The organism is Pradoshia sp. Z5_111, assembly GCF_058267535.1.
On sequence record NZ_JBZCPQ010000004.1, the window covers coordinates 49,867 to 66,547 of the forward strand.

The following is a 16,681-nucleotide window of genomic DNA, read 5'->3' on the forward strand; positions in this document are numbered from 1 at the left end:
TCAAAACTTTGACTTATATGTAATCATTCATTTTTAATCCAACTTCTAACTATGTGTTTATAGCGTGCACAACCTAAATAATCGAGGAAATCAGTTCTTCTAATATCATAAATGTGTAAATCACTAAAGCTATACCAGCTACAGCAATGAATCCAACAAATAGTGCAGAGCAAATCATCTTTATAAAAGAAATAATAATAGTGAGCATATTTTTGTTAAATAATATAATATGAGCCATCTTCTTCAACCTTTCTGGTAGTCTTCTACTTTCACTATACCGCAATCCATTACCAAATGTTAACACCTATTTTTCTTTATTTTGTAATAACATTTCCGTAGTTCCTGAGGACATCAAACAAAACAAGCCATAAATCCTTGCAGTACGAATGATTTATGTTAGCTGTAATTATAAATATAAAGTTCATATTTATATCATATGAAATCAAAATATTTTGTTTTTTTCACCATTTGTTCTATCATAGATTATTAAAAAAGGAAAGTTAGGTCATAAGATGAAAAAAAACACATATCAGACAATTATTGCAGAACTAAATCAATCAGGCCAAGTTTCTCAAAAATTATTACATTCTTTATCAGCTCCGATTATTATAAAAATGTTTTATAATTTATTCGGACCTTCCGGGACACACCAGTTAAGTGAAAATGCTTATTATAAACTTCTTACTGAATTGAAAGGCCACAAGGAAGAGCTACCAAACACTTCTGTGCCATACGCCAGTTCAACACTGATTCATTTATTTTATGACATGATTGGCCGGCACGTAACTGCTGAGACTATTTTTGAGGACGATGAAGAGAACTCCACAGAAGAAACAAGTGACTTAACTGTAGATGACCTACTGGATTTACTTAATTTCGCAAACGAAGATCATGATGAACGTTATGCAGAACATATTAAAAATCGCCTTTCTCAAATTTGTTCTTTATTACGATAAACAATATAAATGTGGGGATGCTTTATTAGAGGCATCCTTTTTATTACGTACAATTGTCAATTACAATAAAGTGACCAAAATTGACCAGCAACTATTATAAATAGATTGTTTTGCCAAGCGATCACATAAAGAAGTATGTCCAACAAAGATGTCATCTAATTACAGGGTATTCCTTCTAATAAAGGTAAATTATTTACTATATTGTGACAATTGCAATTATTCAGTTCGCTACAGTGTAAATGATATAAAGGTATATGTTATTATGGTCCCAACAAAATATTGTGCGATTATTATTTTTTGAGGGGGATTTAAATGAAGTCAACAACAAAGGAAATCATAGTATCAGAAATAAGACAGACAAAAACTGTATATGAAAAGCTATTGATATCATTAACAACACCAATCCTACTTACTATTTTCAAGCAATTATTCGGTAGGGACGGAGAGTTTTCTTTATCAGATAAAGGGTTCGATTGTGTTGTAGAAGAACTTGAGTCTCAGAATCGACTACCCGAAACAAATGGAGAAAAAATCACGGATGCTTTATTAGTTGATATTTTCACCGATTTTTATATCAATCAGAATGATGATAACCGAAGTTTAAATCAAATGCCTTCTGATGACGAACAATCAACCTCTCATCTGACACTTGATGATTTATTAGATTTACTTAATATAGCAATGAAACATAATGATATCCTATATGCCAATGAATTAAAAAGACGTTTATTGGTCCTTAACAGGAATCATAAAAATGGAATAGAAGCTTTCTGAAAGTCTGCCTTCCAAGCGAATGAAGCATCCCTTCATTCGCTTTTATTATTCCTTCACTAAGGTGAGTTTAAAAATCAGACAGTTGGATTATTTTGAACTCTAAGCTCCCCAGTTACAACATTCGACCATGTCTTCATTGACGAAATACCCCTGTTTTGGGATACTGAAATGGCTGACTCTAATGAAAAAAGGTGTATAACATGGAATTTGAGATTAAGTTTTTATCTTTCTTTGTTGTGGAAACAGAAGATAAGGAACAGCCTATAGCTAAAAATTATCAAACACTTGATACAGATGAATATGAGGAAAGTGCCCTTAAAGATTTCCTTGATGGTGAATTCAAGAAAATCGTAAAGCGTAAAGTCGATCGTCATCCCAATTCAGAACAAGTACCAACAAAACTGGGCCATTTTATAATTGAACCAGGTCATACGTTGGATTCAAATCCAAACTACAATGCATTTAACCGTACTCGCTTCGCTGATAATAAAGAAGATTTTAAAGCATTCAGTGAGGAATTCGTTCATGCCTATCTTGATACAAGTGCAGTCCGAGGCGGTGTGTTTGTAATGGCTTCAGCCGTACCGCGGAAGTTTTTCGAGCATCGATTTTTATTTTTGATGAAATGTGATTTCGAACCAAAGGTCGCTTCCATTTCTGATGAAAAAACATTAATTCGTAATGTCGAGATGGCCATTACCACTAAAAATATGAAATCCATTCTATACCCTCATATGCCTGAAGAAGGCATGATTGAGGAAAGCGAATTAAAAATTCATCAATCTTCACATGCCCGCTATTTCGAAGATTTTTTAAAATTTGTAGAGTATGGTGAATCTAAACAAGAATTAGTAAAGAATCATGTCATTGACATGGTACAGGAACATATTGGTGAAGTATATGAGCCCGAAAGTGAAGAACGTCGACAGTTTGAAGAAGCTATTGAAATCTGGGCTGACAGTCCAAAGCGTGAGCTTCAGGAACGATTAACAACTGAACAAGTTGTTGAAGCAGCAGCTCAAATTGTTGAACAAGAACCGGATATTGAACTCAAAATGAAGCTGGATAATACGAATATTAAAGGATTACTGGCCGATTTTGGTGAAACCATTCATTTAGCCAAAATTAACAATCGTTACGTATTGGTGATTGAGGCAGAGCAAATCTTATTTGAGAAGGGATTCTCCCCTATTGAATTCCACAAACCTGATGACCTTCATAGGGTTATCGATAAAATAAATAAGAAGACGTATGAAAGTAATACTTTTTAAATCATAGTATGAATTTCATAATTTAAAGAGGGTTTTTGATTTTAAAGCTATAAATTCTGATGTATCATAACCACTAGATTAGATGGTTTTTAGGCTGTCGACAGAGTCGGCAGCTTATTTTTTTATTCTCATTTTTTATAAACACAATTTATTGGTTGGAAATTAAGATAATCCATTTTTCTGCAAATCTTTTCTGGTAAAGAAATTTTATCTTCATTCTGTCAAAACCAGCTATATATGATGAGTCTGAATCCTTTCCATTTATCCAATTACTCTTTGGGTACTTTTAGAATATCATTTATACTATTAAAATTTAGATCCAATGTAGATGTATCCTCCATTCAGAATTCTCAACAGCTTTTGCCCCCTTCTCTTGTATTTTGTTTAGATCGCTTATATAACTATGAATTCTGTTGCTAAAATTATATTCAAACAAAATATTAATTATTTTTATAAAGATGCATTTTTTACAAATTTTAGGGTATTGTGTTATTATTGATTTGATCATTACCCGTATGAATAACCTCCATATGCTCTCTTCATTATGTATCATCTCCGACATAAAAAATTCATTTCCTGATCATAAGTCCGATTGACCATTCAGATAAGCACTTGCAAACTTGCAATTAATTTATACATAAAATGCTTTGCTTAGTATGCTGAGAATGTACTTTGTTTTCAGTAATTCATTATCAAGGAGGAACATATGTTGAAGAAGTCAGTATCTATTTTGGGAAGTATTATTTTGATTTTATTTTTAACTGCTTGTAATCAGGAAGCTGCACCGGTATCTAAAGATGGCAATGAGGTAGCAAAGGCAGAGGAAACCAAAAATGGTGAATCTGAGCTAACAGCCAAGGAAGTATATAAAAAAATGGTTGTGGCTTCTTCTGAAGTTAAAAGTCTTGGTCTTAAATTAGATATAGAGCAAGAGATATCTACTGAAGCAGATGGAATTGTTATGACCACAGAAACAAGGACAGACTCTAAAATGATCCAGGAACCTCTATCCTTACACCAACAGATTGAAGTTTATTATAATAATCCGGCAACCGGAGAACATGAAGGTAAAATCGAACAATATTTAACTAATGAAGGATTTTTCATGTATGATGTCGAGGGAGATAAGTGGGGAAAATATAATGCAGACTATGAAGAAGTGGCAAAAGCACTTAATTTACAGCCGGGCACGAATCAATTAGATTCTCTGAAAGATCTAGAATCATTTGCAGATGATTTTACCTTTGAGCAGGAAGCTGATCAATATGTTTTAACTTTAGCAGGAAATGATGAAAAATTAAATGAATATGTAAAAGGATCATTACCTACTAATATACCTGAATTAGAAAAGGCCATGAAATCTATGACACTAGAAGAAGTCGAATATGAAATATTTATTGATAAAAAAACCTTTTTGCCATCGGCCATGAATGTTGATATGAATATAGGTGTGTCAGAAAACGGAAATTCCCTTGTTTTAGAACAAAGTATTGATTCTAGCTACTATGACTATAATAAAATTGATAAAATAGTACTTCCTAAGGAAGCATTGGATAATCCAAGCGAAATAAATTTAAATGATCCAACCAGTATGTAACTATTAAAAAAACTAAAGCTCCGTGATAAGGAGCTTTAGTTTTTTAAGTTTATTATTTATTCACATACCCATGAAACGCCGATTGTTCCTACTCCTGTATGGACTCCAGCAACAGGAACTAATAGCATTCGTTCAGTAGGGATGGAGTTAAATTCTTCATTTATTTGCTTTTCCAATTTACGCGCATTTTCTTCGTCATCAGCATGGATAACTACTATTTTACTAACTTTAGATACTTTTATATCTTCTCTTAATAAATCTAAAATATAATGAATGGCTCTCTTTTCAGTTCTAACTTTTTCTCTAATTTTAGCCCCTTCTGTTTCTATAGAAAGAATAGGCTTAATATTAAACAAGTTAGCAATGAGCCTTTGGCTTCCAGAAACTCGGCCGCTTTTATGGAGCTGATTAAGATTGGACGGGATAAGAAAAAGCCTTGCATTCATTTTGATTTCCTCAATTTGTCTGACAATTTCTTCAGCATCAAAGCCCTGTTCGAATAACTCTATACCTTTTTTCATCAAATAAGAAAGAGGGTAAGATCCAGTACGTGAATCAATTGCAAACAATTTAAAACCTACTTGCTCAGCAGCCATTACAGATGTAGAAAAAGTACCTGATAGTTTACCCGAGCAATGGAACGCTATTCCATAATCATACTCTTCTTTCAGTTTTTCATATAATTCAACAAATTCACCAATTGATGGTTGTGATGATTGGAAAGTGGTATTTTCACTTGCCATTCTTTCGTAAAATTCTTTTTCTGTAATATCAATGGTTTCTTTGTATGAAACTCCATCGATAACAATTTGTAAAGGAATAATATTTATTCGATACTTTTTAATAAAATCCTCGTTTAATGTGCATGTCGTGTCTGTAATCCAAGCAATTCTTGGTGGCTCTTGTTTCATTCCCTCTTCCCCTTTTAAACAAAATGGTATGACCAATTTTATATTAAAAATAGTATGTAGTAATCATTACTACATACTTAATATAATTTAACTACTTACTATAGTCAAACGTTTTCTTGGAAATTCGACTTTATTATTATTTATTCAACAAATTTTGCAGCCAAGGCTCAAATTACCTTAACTGTTTCTTCCTCTTTTGAAAGATAAGCTAATGTATCTATGTCGGAATTAGTCGGTAAAAGATACGTATTTTTATACACTTCATTACCTTTTCCCGTAATAAAAATCCAGTCGCCCTCTTTTGCGATTTTCCAGGCATATTCGATTGCCGACGTACGATCCGGTATGACCTTCCCTTTAGCAGCCGGCTTTAAATCATGGAGTGCTTCTATCATCCCCTCAAAAGATTCCGTCCCTAAATCATCCAACGTTAAAATACATAAATCACTGTGCTTTTCCGAGATTTCAACCATACCACGTCTCTTTGTCACATCGCGATTTCCCCTAAATCCAAATATATGAATGATGCGCTTTGCCCCCATTTCTCTTCCGGTTTTAAGACATTGTGCAAAAGCATCGCAAGTATGAGCATAATCTACAATTAACTGTGCACCTGTCGGATGATTCACTACTTCAAATCTTCCCGGCACGCCAGGAAATGATTGCAGTGCATCAATTATTACTTCACCTGGTACACCCATATTTCTTGCTGTTAGAAATGCAAGCGCCGCATTTTGGATATTATGTTTTCCCTTAATAGAAAGCCTTATAGGATAGATTTCTTTATTTTTATATACAAAATGTATATCACCCGTTTTATTTTGTTGGATATATAAATCAGTTCCTTTATTTCCTACACAAGAAATTTGGTTAGCACCGCACAACCGTCTTTCCAGTTTACTGCCCCATTTATTATTCGTATTAATTACAGCAGTACCATCTGGCTTTAATTGAGCGAAAAGCTGTGCTTTTACGGAAAAATAATCGTCCATATCCTTATGATAATCCAAATGATCATGGTCTAAGTTCGTAAAGAGGGCATAATCATAGCTAATCCCTTTCACCCTAAATTGAGACAGTGCGTGTGAAGACACTTCCATAATGACAATTTCATCTTTACTTCTTGATAATTCTTTTTGTAATTGCAATGCATCCATCGTTGTATTTACAGATGGTGTAGATTTTTCACCATTTATATAATTATAAACCGAACCAAATAAAGAACAGGATTTACCATAGGCTTCAAGGATATGTTTCAACATAAAAGAAGTAGTGGTTTTTCCATTTGTACCTGTTATTCCAATGATTGTTCGATTTGCTTGCATTGGATAAAAACGTTTAGCCAAATCAGCCAGGATAGCACGGCTGTTTTCAACCCTAATATATGGGACGGATAGACCAGTGATTTCTTTTTCGCCGATTATAACTCTTGCTCCTGCTTCAATTGCCTTCTCAATATATGTATGCCCATCCACCTGAAATCCTGTAATGGCTACAAATATGAACCCCTCTTTTACATCCAACGAATTATTAGCAATCCCTGTAATATCTATTTCTCTATCCTTATCTGACACGTTAGCGATATCACTCAACAAATATTTAAGCTTCAAGTCTTAGCAACCCCTTATGTTCTTCTGTTTCTTTTTATATTTTCTGTGGTATTATATGGTAATTCATTATCTTTTCCGAATGCTATCTGTATAAAAGATAGTTAGTTATATGTTTTGTATTAGCTTTCATATTATACAAACAGAACAATACCTATACCTAAATTCCTCTATTTACAAACTTATAAACCTTTTTACACTTTTTGATTATTTTTACTTAAATATATACAGTTATTTCAAAAAAACAGGCCTATTTACCCAAAAAGAAAACTCCTTAATCAACTAAGGAGTTTTTTATACTTTCACTCTTTTCAGAAATAAAGACAATAATAACCCGGTAAATGACGCAACCATTATCAGAATATACCCTTTTTTCACACCGTAAATGAGAGCTTCCATAAGAACCTCTGAATTAGGATTACTCCCTACTTCATTTAAATATGAATTTTGCCCCATTGTCATAAAGGTAATAGCCAATGCAGTTCCAATAGCTCCAGCAATTTGCTGAAGCGTGCTCATGACAGCGGTCCCATCAGGATAATATTTTTTGGGTAATTGATTTAAGCCATTTGTCTGTGAAGGCATCATGATAAAGGCAATGCCAATTGATAAGCAAACGTGCATTATAATAATTGTCGACAAAGGAGTATCAGCTGTGATTTGTAAAAATAAAATACTCGCTATACTAGTTAATACAAACCCAATAACCACCAACCACCTCGCCCCATATTTATCCATTAATTTTCCGTTAATTGGGGACATAATCCCATTCATTACCCCACCAGGCAAAAGCGTTAAACCAGCTGTAAATGCCGATAATAGTAGTCCTCCTTTTAAATACATCGGTAATAAAATGGCATTCGATAAAATCATTAACATAGCTAAAAAAACCAATGATACACCAAGGGAAAACATCGGGTAAGTGAAGACGCGCAAATTAATCATTGGATTGTCAGTATAAATTTGACGGAAGGAGAACAATATCAAGAAAAATAGACCGATTCCAATAGGGAGTAACACATGCGCTTCTCCCCATCCACCCCCGCCCTCTCCGGCAGCACTAAATCCGAAAACAATCCCGCCAAACCCAATTGAGGAAAGTATTACTGACCTTATATCGATTTTTGGCTTGGTTAGTTTTGTAACATTTTTCATAAAAAATATCCCAGCACCCAAGGAAAGCAATAATATTGGCAAACATGTCCAAAAAATCCAGTGCCAACTTAACTGGTCTACAATGATTCCAGAGAAGGTTGGTCCAAATGCAGGAGCAGACATGATAACAAGCCCCATTAATCCCATCACTAACCCACGTTTATGCGGAGGAAAAATAATAAGCGTGCAATTAGTCATTAAGGGTAAAAGAATAGCTGTTCCAATGGCCTGGATGACTCGCGCCGAAACCAAAATAGGAAATGAAGGAGCAAGTCCACCGATTAATGTGCCCAAAATCCCCATAGCCAGAGAGAAAAAAAACAGTTGCCTGGTCGTAAACGTTTGGATTAAGATGGCCGAAACTGGTACCAAAATTCCCAATGTCAATAAATATCCTGTGGTTAGCCATTGTGCTGTTGAAGCTTCTATATTAAAGTCATGCATAATATTAATTAGAGCCAAATTTAACGCTGTTTCACTGAATAAACCAATGAATGCTGCAACTGCCAATACTGCCATCATTGGTACAGCTCTGAACGCCTTTTTCTCTTCTAAGTTCACTTTTCCAACATTCAATGAAATACCTCCTATAACTTCACATCAAAAAGCTTCTAATTCACCTATACTTAGTTCATCTGCTAGATCATCTATATGTCTATATAGATACTCCTATATTTTTCTGATATATCATGCCTTATATAAAGCAGATTATAGGTGGTATTTTTTTCTTGAATTAAAAGACAACCTGCTTATACAGGTTGCCAAAGTTAAAGACCCTACTAAATTCGAATAAAACAAGTAGTAATTAGATAAGTAAAAGCTCATTTAACCCTATAATTAACTACCCTGAACATCTTTTCCTTACATATCCAAGGATTCACCGATCGCCTGTCCGCTTCATAGGTATGAATACTATAGACCATCCAGACATTTATAATTTATTTAATAAAAGGAGATAGGAATATGAATAATCCATATGACATGAATAACATGCACCCTGGTTACCATAATAATTACCAAAATTATGATCGTCAGCTTCCTCCAGTACAACCAGTAATATTTATTAATTCAGCTGGCGTCGCCAAGGAGCTTATAAATGATGCCTACACCATAACTAACCACATCCAAAACAACCCTCAGTTTTCAAGACAAATAATGACGTATGCTCAGCAAGGGCAAAAAAATGAAATCTTAAGAATGCTGAACAGTTTACCTTTAAAGCATCGCCCAGAGGTAGTCTTTACACCAGGAGCCATATTAATTAAATTATTCCCAGGCAACCCAAATGACTCGAGCAGCGCCTTAACCATAACCATGCTGTGGCATGAAGCATTTTAAGTCATTAGACAACATAAAAAATCCGAAGAAATGCTGATTTAACAACATTTCTTCGGATTTTTTGTAATTCATTATCATACGGATAGTTCTATGCTACTATTATTTTATACTATATTCCTAAAGGAGAAATCTTGTATGTTCACTTTTTTTAATAAATGCTCCATTTGCAAAAAGAAAGATAAAGATTTGCGCAAATATCAAAATGATAAAGGCAAAAAAATGAAAATATGCAAAGCTTGCACCTTTTATGCCGAAAGAAGGGCATTCCGCAAGATCTGACATCATTTATTACAGCTTTTTACGAAAGGAGTAACACCATTTATCGTAGCCCAACTTTTCTTCATAGAAACGATGAGCATCCGTGCGTGGAAGAGCAGATTCCAACGCTACATAATTCGCACCATTTTGCTTAGCCCATTCATGGATAAAAACAAGCAGCTTTTCCCCATATCCTCTCGAACGTTTACTTTCAGTTGTTACCAAATCATGAACAATGATATGACGTTTATTATAGAAGTTTACACGAGAACTAACACCAATTACAGCTACCACTTCTTCACCTAAAAACAATGCAAAAAGCCTGTACCCTTCTTTATGCATTTGATTCATTAATTCTAAATACGAATGCTTATCCAAATCAGTACGTAATTGCTTCATAATTGAATAGGCATCATCCCACTGGTCAACCGTAATCAATTCCATAATATTTTCTGTGATTATCGTCATGTTTTTCCTCCTGAGGTTATAACTAAATCAATTATAACCCTGCAAAATTTTACGGAGTCAGCTCCGTTACCATTATACACCAACCATTCCATTTCGCTATTGTTTTACATATTTCTATAAATGAAATGAATGTATATACGGATGTTAACAACTAAAAATTAATAGACCTATCACGTTAGAATCAGCAGAGAATCATGTATCACATATAAAGTGTGAGCTGGTTAGAATTAAACTCATTAATGGTGAAGCAAATATCTTACCTTGATTTAAGCGGTAATCAAACATTAACTACCTTAACCTTGCCGTATTGCAAGGACTTCTTCAATCGCACAAGCAACACCATGTTCCACATTCGTTTTAGTATGATAGTGGCAAAGTTCTTTCACCTCATTAGAAGCATTTCCCATGGCTACTCCACGTCCAGCCAGCTGAAGCATGGAAACATCATTTAAATGGTCACCAAGTGCCATAACATCCTTCATCTCAATATTAAATTGATCAGCCAATATCTTTAAGGATGTTCCTTTCTGGGCTTTTGGATGATTAAATTCTATGTTTCCGCGCTCCGAAGAGGTAATGATATACTCTGTTTGACCGGCTAACTCGCTATTTATACGTGCCAATGCATCCATATCAGCTGATAATACTAAAATCTTATAGATAATCAATTCTTCATTCTGGTATATACCATCAAAGTTATCTACAAATTGGCAATGTTCAAATTTAAATCGTTCCTCCGCTCTTCTTCTAACATCCTCTAGCATTAGAGCCTCATCGGCATTTGGGAATCTCTCCATTTTTAATTGCATTCTAATATCAATATACTGTTCCATACTTTTAGAAAAAACTCCAACATTAGTAAAAAACTCGATATATACGTTTTTATTTTCCAGTACATTTTGAATAGAGCGGCACCATTCTTTTTGTAATGGGAGTTTATTTAATACTTCTCCCTGTTCTTCTCTTATTTCAGCTCCGTTTAATGCAATGATTGGACAAGACAATCCAGCTAATTCCAATGGCATTAAAGCATAACTGTATGGTCTTCCCGTAACAATTACTACCTGAATCCCTTCCTCTTGGGCTTTCTCAATTGCAATAATATTCTCGTTACTGATACGACCCTTTTCATTCAACAAAGTCCCATCCATGTCTGTTGCGATTAATTTCAATGTCTATCATTCCTTTTACTATAACCTAATTAAATACCATACTAGTATACTATTATATTCATCAAATTCGTAGAAGGCACCCATTTTTATAATTGTAAAAATAAAGATTTCTATCGAATAATTAAGCAACAAGCATTAGAAGAAATAATGTGAGTTTTGGTATGCAAAATCTATCTTTTAACAAGCCTACGTAAATAAATTTAGAAAAAAGGAAACCTCGATAACTGATTTCCTTTTCTTGATCAAATGTAAATTTACAAATAAACTTTTATATAATCTGTCAATATAGCCTTTTCTATTCTCTCTACATAAAAAACACAAAAAGGATATTAAGTAGTTATTAAAACTATATAACATAATATTATAACAACAATATAGAGTGTTAATATTTACAAACTAATGATATTGCATTATACTAATGATAATAATTCATATTGTACTAGAAAGAAGGAAATTTAATGAAGGACATTCATGTTTATAGTAAAGGGGAAGAGATCGCAAATGCAATTACCCATGGCTTAGGTGTAATTTTAAGCATAGCAGCCCTGGTTCTGCTGGTTTTCTATTCTTCTATATATGGTACCGCTTGGCATATCGTCAGTTTTACTATATTTGGGATAACCATGCTTCTTATGTATCTGTGTTCCACTCTTTTGCACAGCTTGCCTCATGGCAAAGCTAAAAATGTATTTGAAATATTCGACCATTCAGCTATCTATTTTTTTATAGCAGGTACGTACACACCATTTTGTTTTATTGTATTGGACGGTTGGACACGTTGGACTTTATTCGGTATTGTCTGGGGAATCGCTGTTGGGGGAACAATTTTTAAATCATTTTTTGTTAAAAAATATATGATTGTATCAACACTCCTATACATAGTTATGGGTTGGATGATTGTCTTCGCATGGAAACCATTGGTCAACTTTCTTGAGCCAAATGGAATGATTTTATTAGTTACTGGAGGTATTCTATATACGGTGGGTGCTATCTTTTATGTATGGAGAGGCTTCAAATTCCATCATGCCGTTTGGCATCTTTTCGTTATCGCCGGGAGTGTTATGCTTTTCTTCTGTATACTCTTCTATTTACTCCCATGGGATAAATAATCACATATTCAAGGCAGCTTTCCCTATTCGGAAGCTGTCTTTTTTATCTTTAACGAATGTTCTATTTAGCCTAAAGTCTCTTCTTTTATCCAAACCTGCCTCGAAGTTTTTTTAAAACCCTAATGGCTTCTTGATTCATTTTACTAACTCGTAATGCCTTATTACCCAAAACTGTGTACCTTCTATTTTTTCCTGATTGTTCTGTTACATTCTTAGATGTCATATTTTTCGCTCCCTAACATGTGCTTATTGTTATAGCTTATGTTATAAAACGAAAAAGCAATACAAAAAAAATAACAAAGTTCCATAACTTTGTTATTTTACCGAGTATATATAAGCCAATGCCTTTTTATTCATTTCTTTTACTTTCTTTGTCTGCTTACTGACTGATTTATCAGAGAGATGGGTGATTTTTGGACCTGCCTGAGAGTTTTTCTCCATTATTTCAGCGGATTCTTCAGACTGAATGTTATTTCTCCTACGCCTCATAGCCATCTTACTCCTCTCTTCCTTATCTTTTATACCCTTATTATACCAAAGTTTTACATAAACGAATCATAAATGTGAACTAAATTAGCAATATGAACACCATCCACTTCAATGGGGATGCCCTTGTCTTTCTTTAAAACAATAATAAAATTATACATTTGTAAATGGATAGGAATTAACAAAGCATCGTGATCTTCGAGAGTGATAACCTCTAAATTGAAAATCGAATCCGTAAAGCTCTGTAAAAGCTGCTGATTAAAATCGAAATTATGTATATGATCAATCCTGATAAGCTTCTGTTTAATTCTCTCCCTGACGGATATATCTAAGTCCATCGATTCGTCCGCTTCGTATTGATTGATATCTACTGACAAACCAAATTCATCACCATACAGGGCAAGATATTTCTTTAATTCACTCTCATATTCTTCTCCGTTTTCAGGAACAGGCTTTTGCTCAAAATAATAGATAGCATCCTGTACTAATACGGACATATGCTCTACCTTTGTTACCGTCGCTCGTTGAATCTTTTCATTTTCCTTTATAGTAGCTTCAAGAAATTCAGACCCTGTTATAAACTCTGCCTGCCATATCTTTAAAATGCTTGGTGTTAAAAGAACAGATAAATCGATAAAAACCACGATTGCAGTTAAGCTTAATATATATGTCCAGTTGGTTATATTTATTCCGCCTGCAATAATGCCGATCCCGAGGCAAATCACAAATAACGTATAAAGGCTTCGGCGGAAATTTTTTAAATGCAAGTCAAATATGGAAGGTTTTACGATGGCCATCATACAAGAAACGAGAGAAAAACATACTAGAATAGCAATATAAATTTTTCCAAACATTTCATCCTCCATCGATAATCGTTTATATGAATAATCATACCATTTAATCCCATATTACCATATAGGTATATCTTCTGAATTGTCGGATGAATGTTTGTGATCTATTTCACCTTTAGTTTATAGTGATAGGCAATCTCCTTACCGTTATACATTAGTACTTTATGATTATTGGTATTTAACGTAACCTTCACCTTGTACACCCCTGGTTTAAGTGTTCCTAAATCATAATATTGACCATAAATTCTATTCTTTTTATCTCCATTTATATATAGATGAGCATGTCCCTCGTTGATTTGTTGGTCATTTGAACCAAGTTTTTCAGGTTTAAAGGAAAAGTCTTTTGTGTTTATTTTCAGCATCCAACTCCCTGTTTGATCCTGCTTGATCCACCCATTGATTTCCGGGATTTCCCCTTCACTTATATTGCTTATTTCTAATCCATCATGTTTTCCGGTATGCCCCGCATGAGCATCTTTGCCGAAATGGCTGCTTTGTTGATGAAAATACAGCATGATGGATACAAAACCAGCGATAATAATAAAGCTAATTATTCTATACATGAATCTCTTCCCCACCCTTATTTCTGGAGGCACTTTTTTTCAATAAAAGACCAATAAAAAATAAAATACCTCCCACTATCAGAAACGCTATATCATAAAATAAAGCATTTGGATCACCTGGTTTTACCCTATGAATCTGAAGGATATGATGATTAATAATTCCTTCCAACACATTGAATAAACCTGAGCCAATTAAAAACCAACCAATAACCTTTTTGATGCCCCGATTTTGGTCTGATGGGTTACCTGCAAGCCATAAAATAAAGCCCCCTGCAACCAAAGCGATCGTCACCGCAAAATGAAAGATTCCATCACTCATGATTTGGCCTGAGCGACTCGTTTCCATCACCACACTATGCCATTGTAAAAGTTGATGAAAAATAATCCCATCCATAGCCCCCATGAAGCCGAATCCCAGCAGAAAGCTCCCTATTACTAATAATTTCTTTTTAGTTTGATTCCTCAATCAAAATCCCCTCCAGCACCCATTTTTTTACTTAATATCCAATCAGTCTTCTTCGTAAACAACTCGTTTATCATGATTAGCTGATTTTTTTAACAAAACATGGGTATCTATATACTATATTGGAAAAACCGGAGGGGTTAAAATGAATCAATTACCAAATCAATCGAGTTCATATTGGACGAAGTTCATGCAGAATCATGAAGAACTAAAATTTAATAAGCTACAAAATGATTTAGAAACAGATGTTGTTATAGTTGGAGCTGGAATAGTCGGTATCTTAACGGCTTATCAATTGGCCAGCAAAGGAGTAAAGGTTGCATTAGTTGAGGCAAGCGAAGTGATGAATGGAACAACAGGCCATACAACAGCAAAAATAACCGCCCAGCATGGTTTGATTTATGACAAACTGATTAGCACGGTAGGTGAAGAAAAAGCAAAGCTATACTATCAGGCAAATATGGATGGCCTTGAATTTATCCATTCTCTCTACAAAGAAGAAGAGATTGATTGTGATTATGAAGAGCAGGATGCCATCCTTTACGCAGAAACTGAAACATTTGAAAAGAAAATCAAGTCAGAGTTCGAAGCTTATCAAAAACTAGACATTCCAGGTAAACTTGTCGAACAATTACCTTTGCCTTATCCAATCAAAAATGCCATTATTATGCCTAATCAAGCACAATTTCATCCAGTTAAATTTTTAGGCCATATTTTAAACCTGATTATAAAAAAAGGCGGACAAGTATTTGAACAATCGCCAGTAGAAGCTATTGAAGATGACGATAAAGGACCTGTTCAGGTTAAAGTGAAGAATGGACATACCATTTATTGCAATAAAGTTGTGATTGCTTCCCATTATCCATTCTATGATATGCAGGGACTGTACTTCTCTCGCCTGAGCCCTAAACGTTCTTACATTGTTGCCGCTGAAATCAAGGAAGACCTTCCAGATGGAATGTATATTAGTGCGGACCAGCCTACACGCTCTATCCGCCATACAAAAGATGGGGATAAAACTCTGGTATTATTCGGCGGAGAAAGTCATAAAACCGGTCAAAGTGAAAATCCATTTAAGCATTATGAAGCACTAAAGGATTTTGCCGAAAAGTATTACACAGTCAATGACCTTCCATACAGATGGTCAGCACAGGATTTAGAAACATTGGATCATGTCCCTTATATTGGTCCATATTCTTCTATGAAGGATCATATTTTTGTTGCAACTGGTTTTGGGAAATGGGGAATGTCGAACGGAGCTGTCGCTGCTCTAATTTTAACTGATTTAGTACGTGGAAAAGAAAATCCATATTTTGATCTGTTTACCCCTACTCGTTCAGAAACAAATATACAATCTGCCGGTAAATTCATAAAAGAAAATATAAATGTAGCAAAAGAATTAATTAAAGGAAAACTTGCTGATAAAGATATCAGTCCTGATGAACTTAAACCCGATGAAGGCAGTATCGTTACCTTTAATGGTAAAAGAGCCGGTGCCTATCGCGACCATACAGGTAACGTTTGTGTAGTAGATACTACCTGCACCCATATGGGGTGTGAAGTGAAATGGAATAATGGAGAACGCTCCTGGGATTGCCCATGTCATGGATCCCGCTTTGCATCCAACGGGGAAGTCATAGAAGGCCCAGCAGTTAAACCGTTGGAACGGTTGAATTAATAGATTGGGAAACGAGATCCTAAA

Annotated in this window: 18 protein-coding genes; 7 read left to right on the plus strand and 11 right to left on the minus strand. The window is 34.5% G+C overall.

The genetic code is table 11. The annotated features are described in order from the left end of the window. Positions 1 to 73: 73 nt before the first annotated feature. Positions 74 to 238: a hypothetical protein gene (locus AC4D4A_RS09770; RefSeq protein ID WP_490995730.1), complete on the minus strand. Its 165-nt coding sequence runs from the start codon at positions 236 to 238 to the stop codon at positions 74 to 76. A 274-nt stretch (positions 239 to 512) separates the two neighbouring features. Here AC4D4A_RS09770 and AC4D4A_RS09775 point away from each other — a divergent pair, with 274 nt between their 5' ends. From AC4D4A_RS09775 to AC4D4A_RS09790, 4 genes are all read left to right on the plus strand, one after another. Next, entirely contained in the window at positions 513 to 956 is a 444-nt protein-coding gene (locus tag AC4D4A_RS09775) for a hypothetical protein (RefSeq protein WP_490995731.1), read from the plus strand. Between the two features lie 312 nt (positions 957 to 1,268). Then, positions 1,269 to 1,730 (plus strand): hypothetical protein, encoded by a 462-nt coding sequence (locus AC4D4A_RS09780; protein WP_490995732.1) that lies wholly within the window; start codon positions 1,269 to 1,271, stop codon positions 1,728 to 1,730. Between the two features lie 200 nt (positions 1,731 to 1,930). Next, positions 1,931 to 3,001: a DUF3900 domain-containing protein gene (locus AC4D4A_RS09785; protein WP_490995733.1), complete on the plus strand. Its 1,071-nt coding sequence runs from the start codon at positions 1,931 to 1,933 to the stop codon at positions 2,999 to 3,001. A 706-nt stretch (positions 3,002 to 3,707) separates the two neighbouring features. Beyond that, positions 3,708 to 4,598: a DUF6612 family protein gene (locus AC4D4A_RS09790; protein WP_490995734.1), complete on the plus strand. Its 891-nt coding sequence runs from the start codon at positions 3,708 to 3,710 to the stop codon at positions 4,596 to 4,598. 56 nt (positions 4,599 to 4,654) lie between these two features. On the opposite strand, the gene AC4D4A_RS09795 is transcribed toward AC4D4A_RS09790, so the two are convergent. From AC4D4A_RS09795 to AC4D4A_RS09805, 3 genes are all read right to left on the minus strand, one after another. Beyond that, complete coding sequence (locus AC4D4A_RS09795) at positions 4,655 to 5,509, minus strand: DegV family protein (protein WP_490995735.1); 855 nt, start codon at positions 5,507 to 5,509, stop codon at positions 4,655 to 4,657. A gap of 167 nt (positions 5,510 to 5,676) precedes the next feature. Further along, on the minus strand, positions 5,677 to 7,119 hold the full coding sequence (locus AC4D4A_RS09800; RefSeq protein ID WP_490995736.1) for a UDP-N-acetylmuramoyl-L-alanyl-D-glutamate--2,6-diaminopimelate ligase: 1,443 nt from the start codon (positions 7,117 to 7,119) through the stop codon (positions 5,677 to 5,679). Between the two features lie 291 nt (positions 7,120 to 7,410). Further along, on the minus strand, positions 7,411 to 8,793 hold the full coding sequence (locus AC4D4A_RS09805) for a DHA2 family efflux MFS transporter permease subunit (RefSeq protein ID WP_490996018.1): 1,383 nt from the start codon (positions 8,791 to 8,793) through the stop codon (positions 7,411 to 7,413). Between the two features lie 441 nt (positions 8,794 to 9,234). Between AC4D4A_RS09805 and AC4D4A_RS09810 the strand changes: the two genes are divergently transcribed. After that, complete coding sequence (locus AC4D4A_RS09810; protein ID WP_490995737.1) at positions 9,235 to 9,609, plus strand: YuzC family spore coat inner layer protein; 375 nt, start codon at positions 9,235 to 9,237, stop codon at positions 9,607 to 9,609. A gap of 288 nt (positions 9,610 to 9,897) precedes the next feature. Here the strand turns inward: AC4D4A_RS09810 and AC4D4A_RS09815 are convergent, their stop codons facing one another. After that, entirely contained in the window at positions 9,898 to 10,335 is a 438-nt protein-coding gene (locus tag AC4D4A_RS09815) for a GNAT family N-acetyltransferase (RefSeq protein WP_490995738.1), read from the minus strand. A gap of 293 nt (positions 10,336 to 10,628) precedes the next feature. Then, positions 10,629 to 11,507, minus strand: a complete 879-nt coding sequence (locus AC4D4A_RS09820) for a Cof-type HAD-IIB family hydrolase (RefSeq protein ID WP_490995739.1) — start codon at positions 11,505 to 11,507, stop codon at positions 10,629 to 10,631. A gap of 458 nt (positions 11,508 to 11,965) precedes the next feature. On the opposite strand from AC4D4A_RS09820, the gene trhA reads away from it, so the two are divergent. Then, the gene (trhA, locus tag AC4D4A_RS09825; protein ID WP_490995740.1) at positions 11,966 to 12,616 is read left to right on the plus strand and encodes a PAQR family membrane homeostasis protein TrhA; all 651 of its coding nucleotides are present in this window, start codon (positions 11,966 to 11,968) and stop codon (positions 12,614 to 12,616) included. 85 nt (positions 12,617 to 12,701) lie between these two features. Here the strand turns inward: trhA and AC4D4A_RS09830 are convergent, their stop codons facing one another. From AC4D4A_RS09830 to AC4D4A_RS09850, 5 genes are all read right to left on the minus strand, one after another. Further along, on the minus strand, positions 12,702 to 12,839 hold the full coding sequence (locus tag AC4D4A_RS09830; protein WP_490995741.1) for a hypothetical protein: 138 nt from the start codon (positions 12,837 to 12,839) through the stop codon (positions 12,702 to 12,704). A gap of 92 nt (positions 12,840 to 12,931) precedes the next feature. Continuing rightward, on the minus strand, positions 12,932 to 13,111 hold the full coding sequence (locus tag AC4D4A_RS09835; protein WP_490995742.1) for a hypothetical protein: 180 nt from the start codon (positions 13,109 to 13,111) through the stop codon (positions 12,932 to 12,934). A gap of 47 nt (positions 13,112 to 13,158) precedes the next feature. Then, complete coding sequence (locus tag AC4D4A_RS09840) at positions 13,159 to 13,956, minus strand: type II toxin-antitoxin system SpoIISA family toxin (protein WP_490995743.1); 798 nt, start codon at positions 13,954 to 13,956, stop codon at positions 13,159 to 13,161. A 101-nt stretch (positions 13,957 to 14,057) separates the two neighbouring features. After that, positions 14,058 to 14,516 (minus strand): hypothetical protein, encoded by a 459-nt coding sequence (locus AC4D4A_RS09845; protein ID WP_490995744.1) that lies wholly within the window; start codon positions 14,514 to 14,516, stop codon positions 14,058 to 14,060. After that, positions 14,509 to 14,982 (minus strand): DUF2243 domain-containing protein, encoded by a 474-nt coding sequence (locus AC4D4A_RS09850; protein WP_490995745.1) that lies wholly within the window; start codon positions 14,980 to 14,982, stop codon positions 14,509 to 14,511. The genes AC4D4A_RS09845 and AC4D4A_RS09850 overlap by 8 nt, the downstream gene beginning before the upstream one ends. 142 nt (positions 14,983 to 15,124) lie before the next feature. On the opposite strand from AC4D4A_RS09850, the gene AC4D4A_RS09855 reads away from it, so the two are divergent. Then, the gene (locus AC4D4A_RS09855; protein ID WP_490995746.1) at positions 15,125 to 16,657 is read left to right on the plus strand and encodes an FAD-dependent oxidoreductase; all 1,533 of its coding nucleotides are present in this window, start codon (positions 15,125 to 15,127) and stop codon (positions 16,655 to 16,657) included. Positions 16,658 to 16,681: the final 24 nt, after the last annotated feature.

Coding starts and splice junctions, on each gene's coding strand:
- AC4D4A_RS09770 (WP_490995730.1), bottom strand. CDS start 238: ATGGCTCATATTATATTATTTAACAAAAATATGCTCACTATTATTATT.
- AC4D4A_RS09775 (WP_490995731.1), top strand. CDS start 513: ATGAAAAAAAACACATATCAGACAATTATTGCAGAACTAAATCAATCA.
- AC4D4A_RS09780 (WP_490995732.1), top strand. CDS start 1,269: ATGAAGTCAACAACAAAGGAAATCATAGTATCAGAAATAAGACAGACA.
- AC4D4A_RS09785 (WP_490995733.1), top strand. CDS start 1,931: ATGGAATTTGAGATTAAGTTTTTATCTTTCTTTGTTGTGGAAACAGAA.
- AC4D4A_RS09790 (WP_490995734.1), top strand. CDS start 3,708: ATGTTGAAGAAGTCAGTATCTATTTTGGGAAGTATTATTTTGATTTTA.
- AC4D4A_RS09795 (WP_490995735.1), bottom strand. CDS start 5,509: ATGAAACAAGAGCCACCAAGAATTGCTTGGATTACAGACACGACATGC.
- AC4D4A_RS09805 (WP_490996018.1), bottom strand. CDS start 8,793: ATGATGGCAGTATTGGCAGTTGCAGCATTCATTGGTTTATTCAGTGAA.
- AC4D4A_RS09810 (WP_490995737.1), top strand. CDS start 9,235: ATGAATAATCCATATGACATGAATAACATGCACCCTGGTTACCATAAT.
- AC4D4A_RS09815 (WP_490995738.1), bottom strand. CDS start 10,335: ATGACGATAATCACAGAAAATATTATGGAATTGATTACGGTTGACCAG.
- trhA (WP_490995740.1), top strand. CDS start 11,966: ATGAAGGACATTCATGTTTATAGTAAAGGGGAAGAGATCGCAAATGCA.
- AC4D4A_RS09830 (WP_490995741.1), bottom strand. CDS start 12,839: ATGACATCTAAGAATGTAACAGAACAATCAGGAAAAAATAGAAGGTAC.
- AC4D4A_RS09835 (WP_490995742.1), bottom strand. CDS start 13,111: ATGGCTATGAGGCGTAGGAGAAATAACATTCAGTCTGAAGAATCCGCT.
- AC4D4A_RS09840 (WP_490995743.1), bottom strand. CDS start 13,956: ATGTTTGGAAAAATTTATATTGCTATTCTAGTATGTTTTTCTCTCGTT.
- AC4D4A_RS09845 (WP_490995744.1), bottom strand. CDS start 14,516: ATGTATAGAATAATTAGCTTTATTATTATCGCTGGTTTTGTATCCATC.
- AC4D4A_RS09855 (WP_490995746.1), top strand. CDS start 15,125: ATGAATCAATTACCAAATCAATCGAGTTCATATTGGACGAAGTTCATG.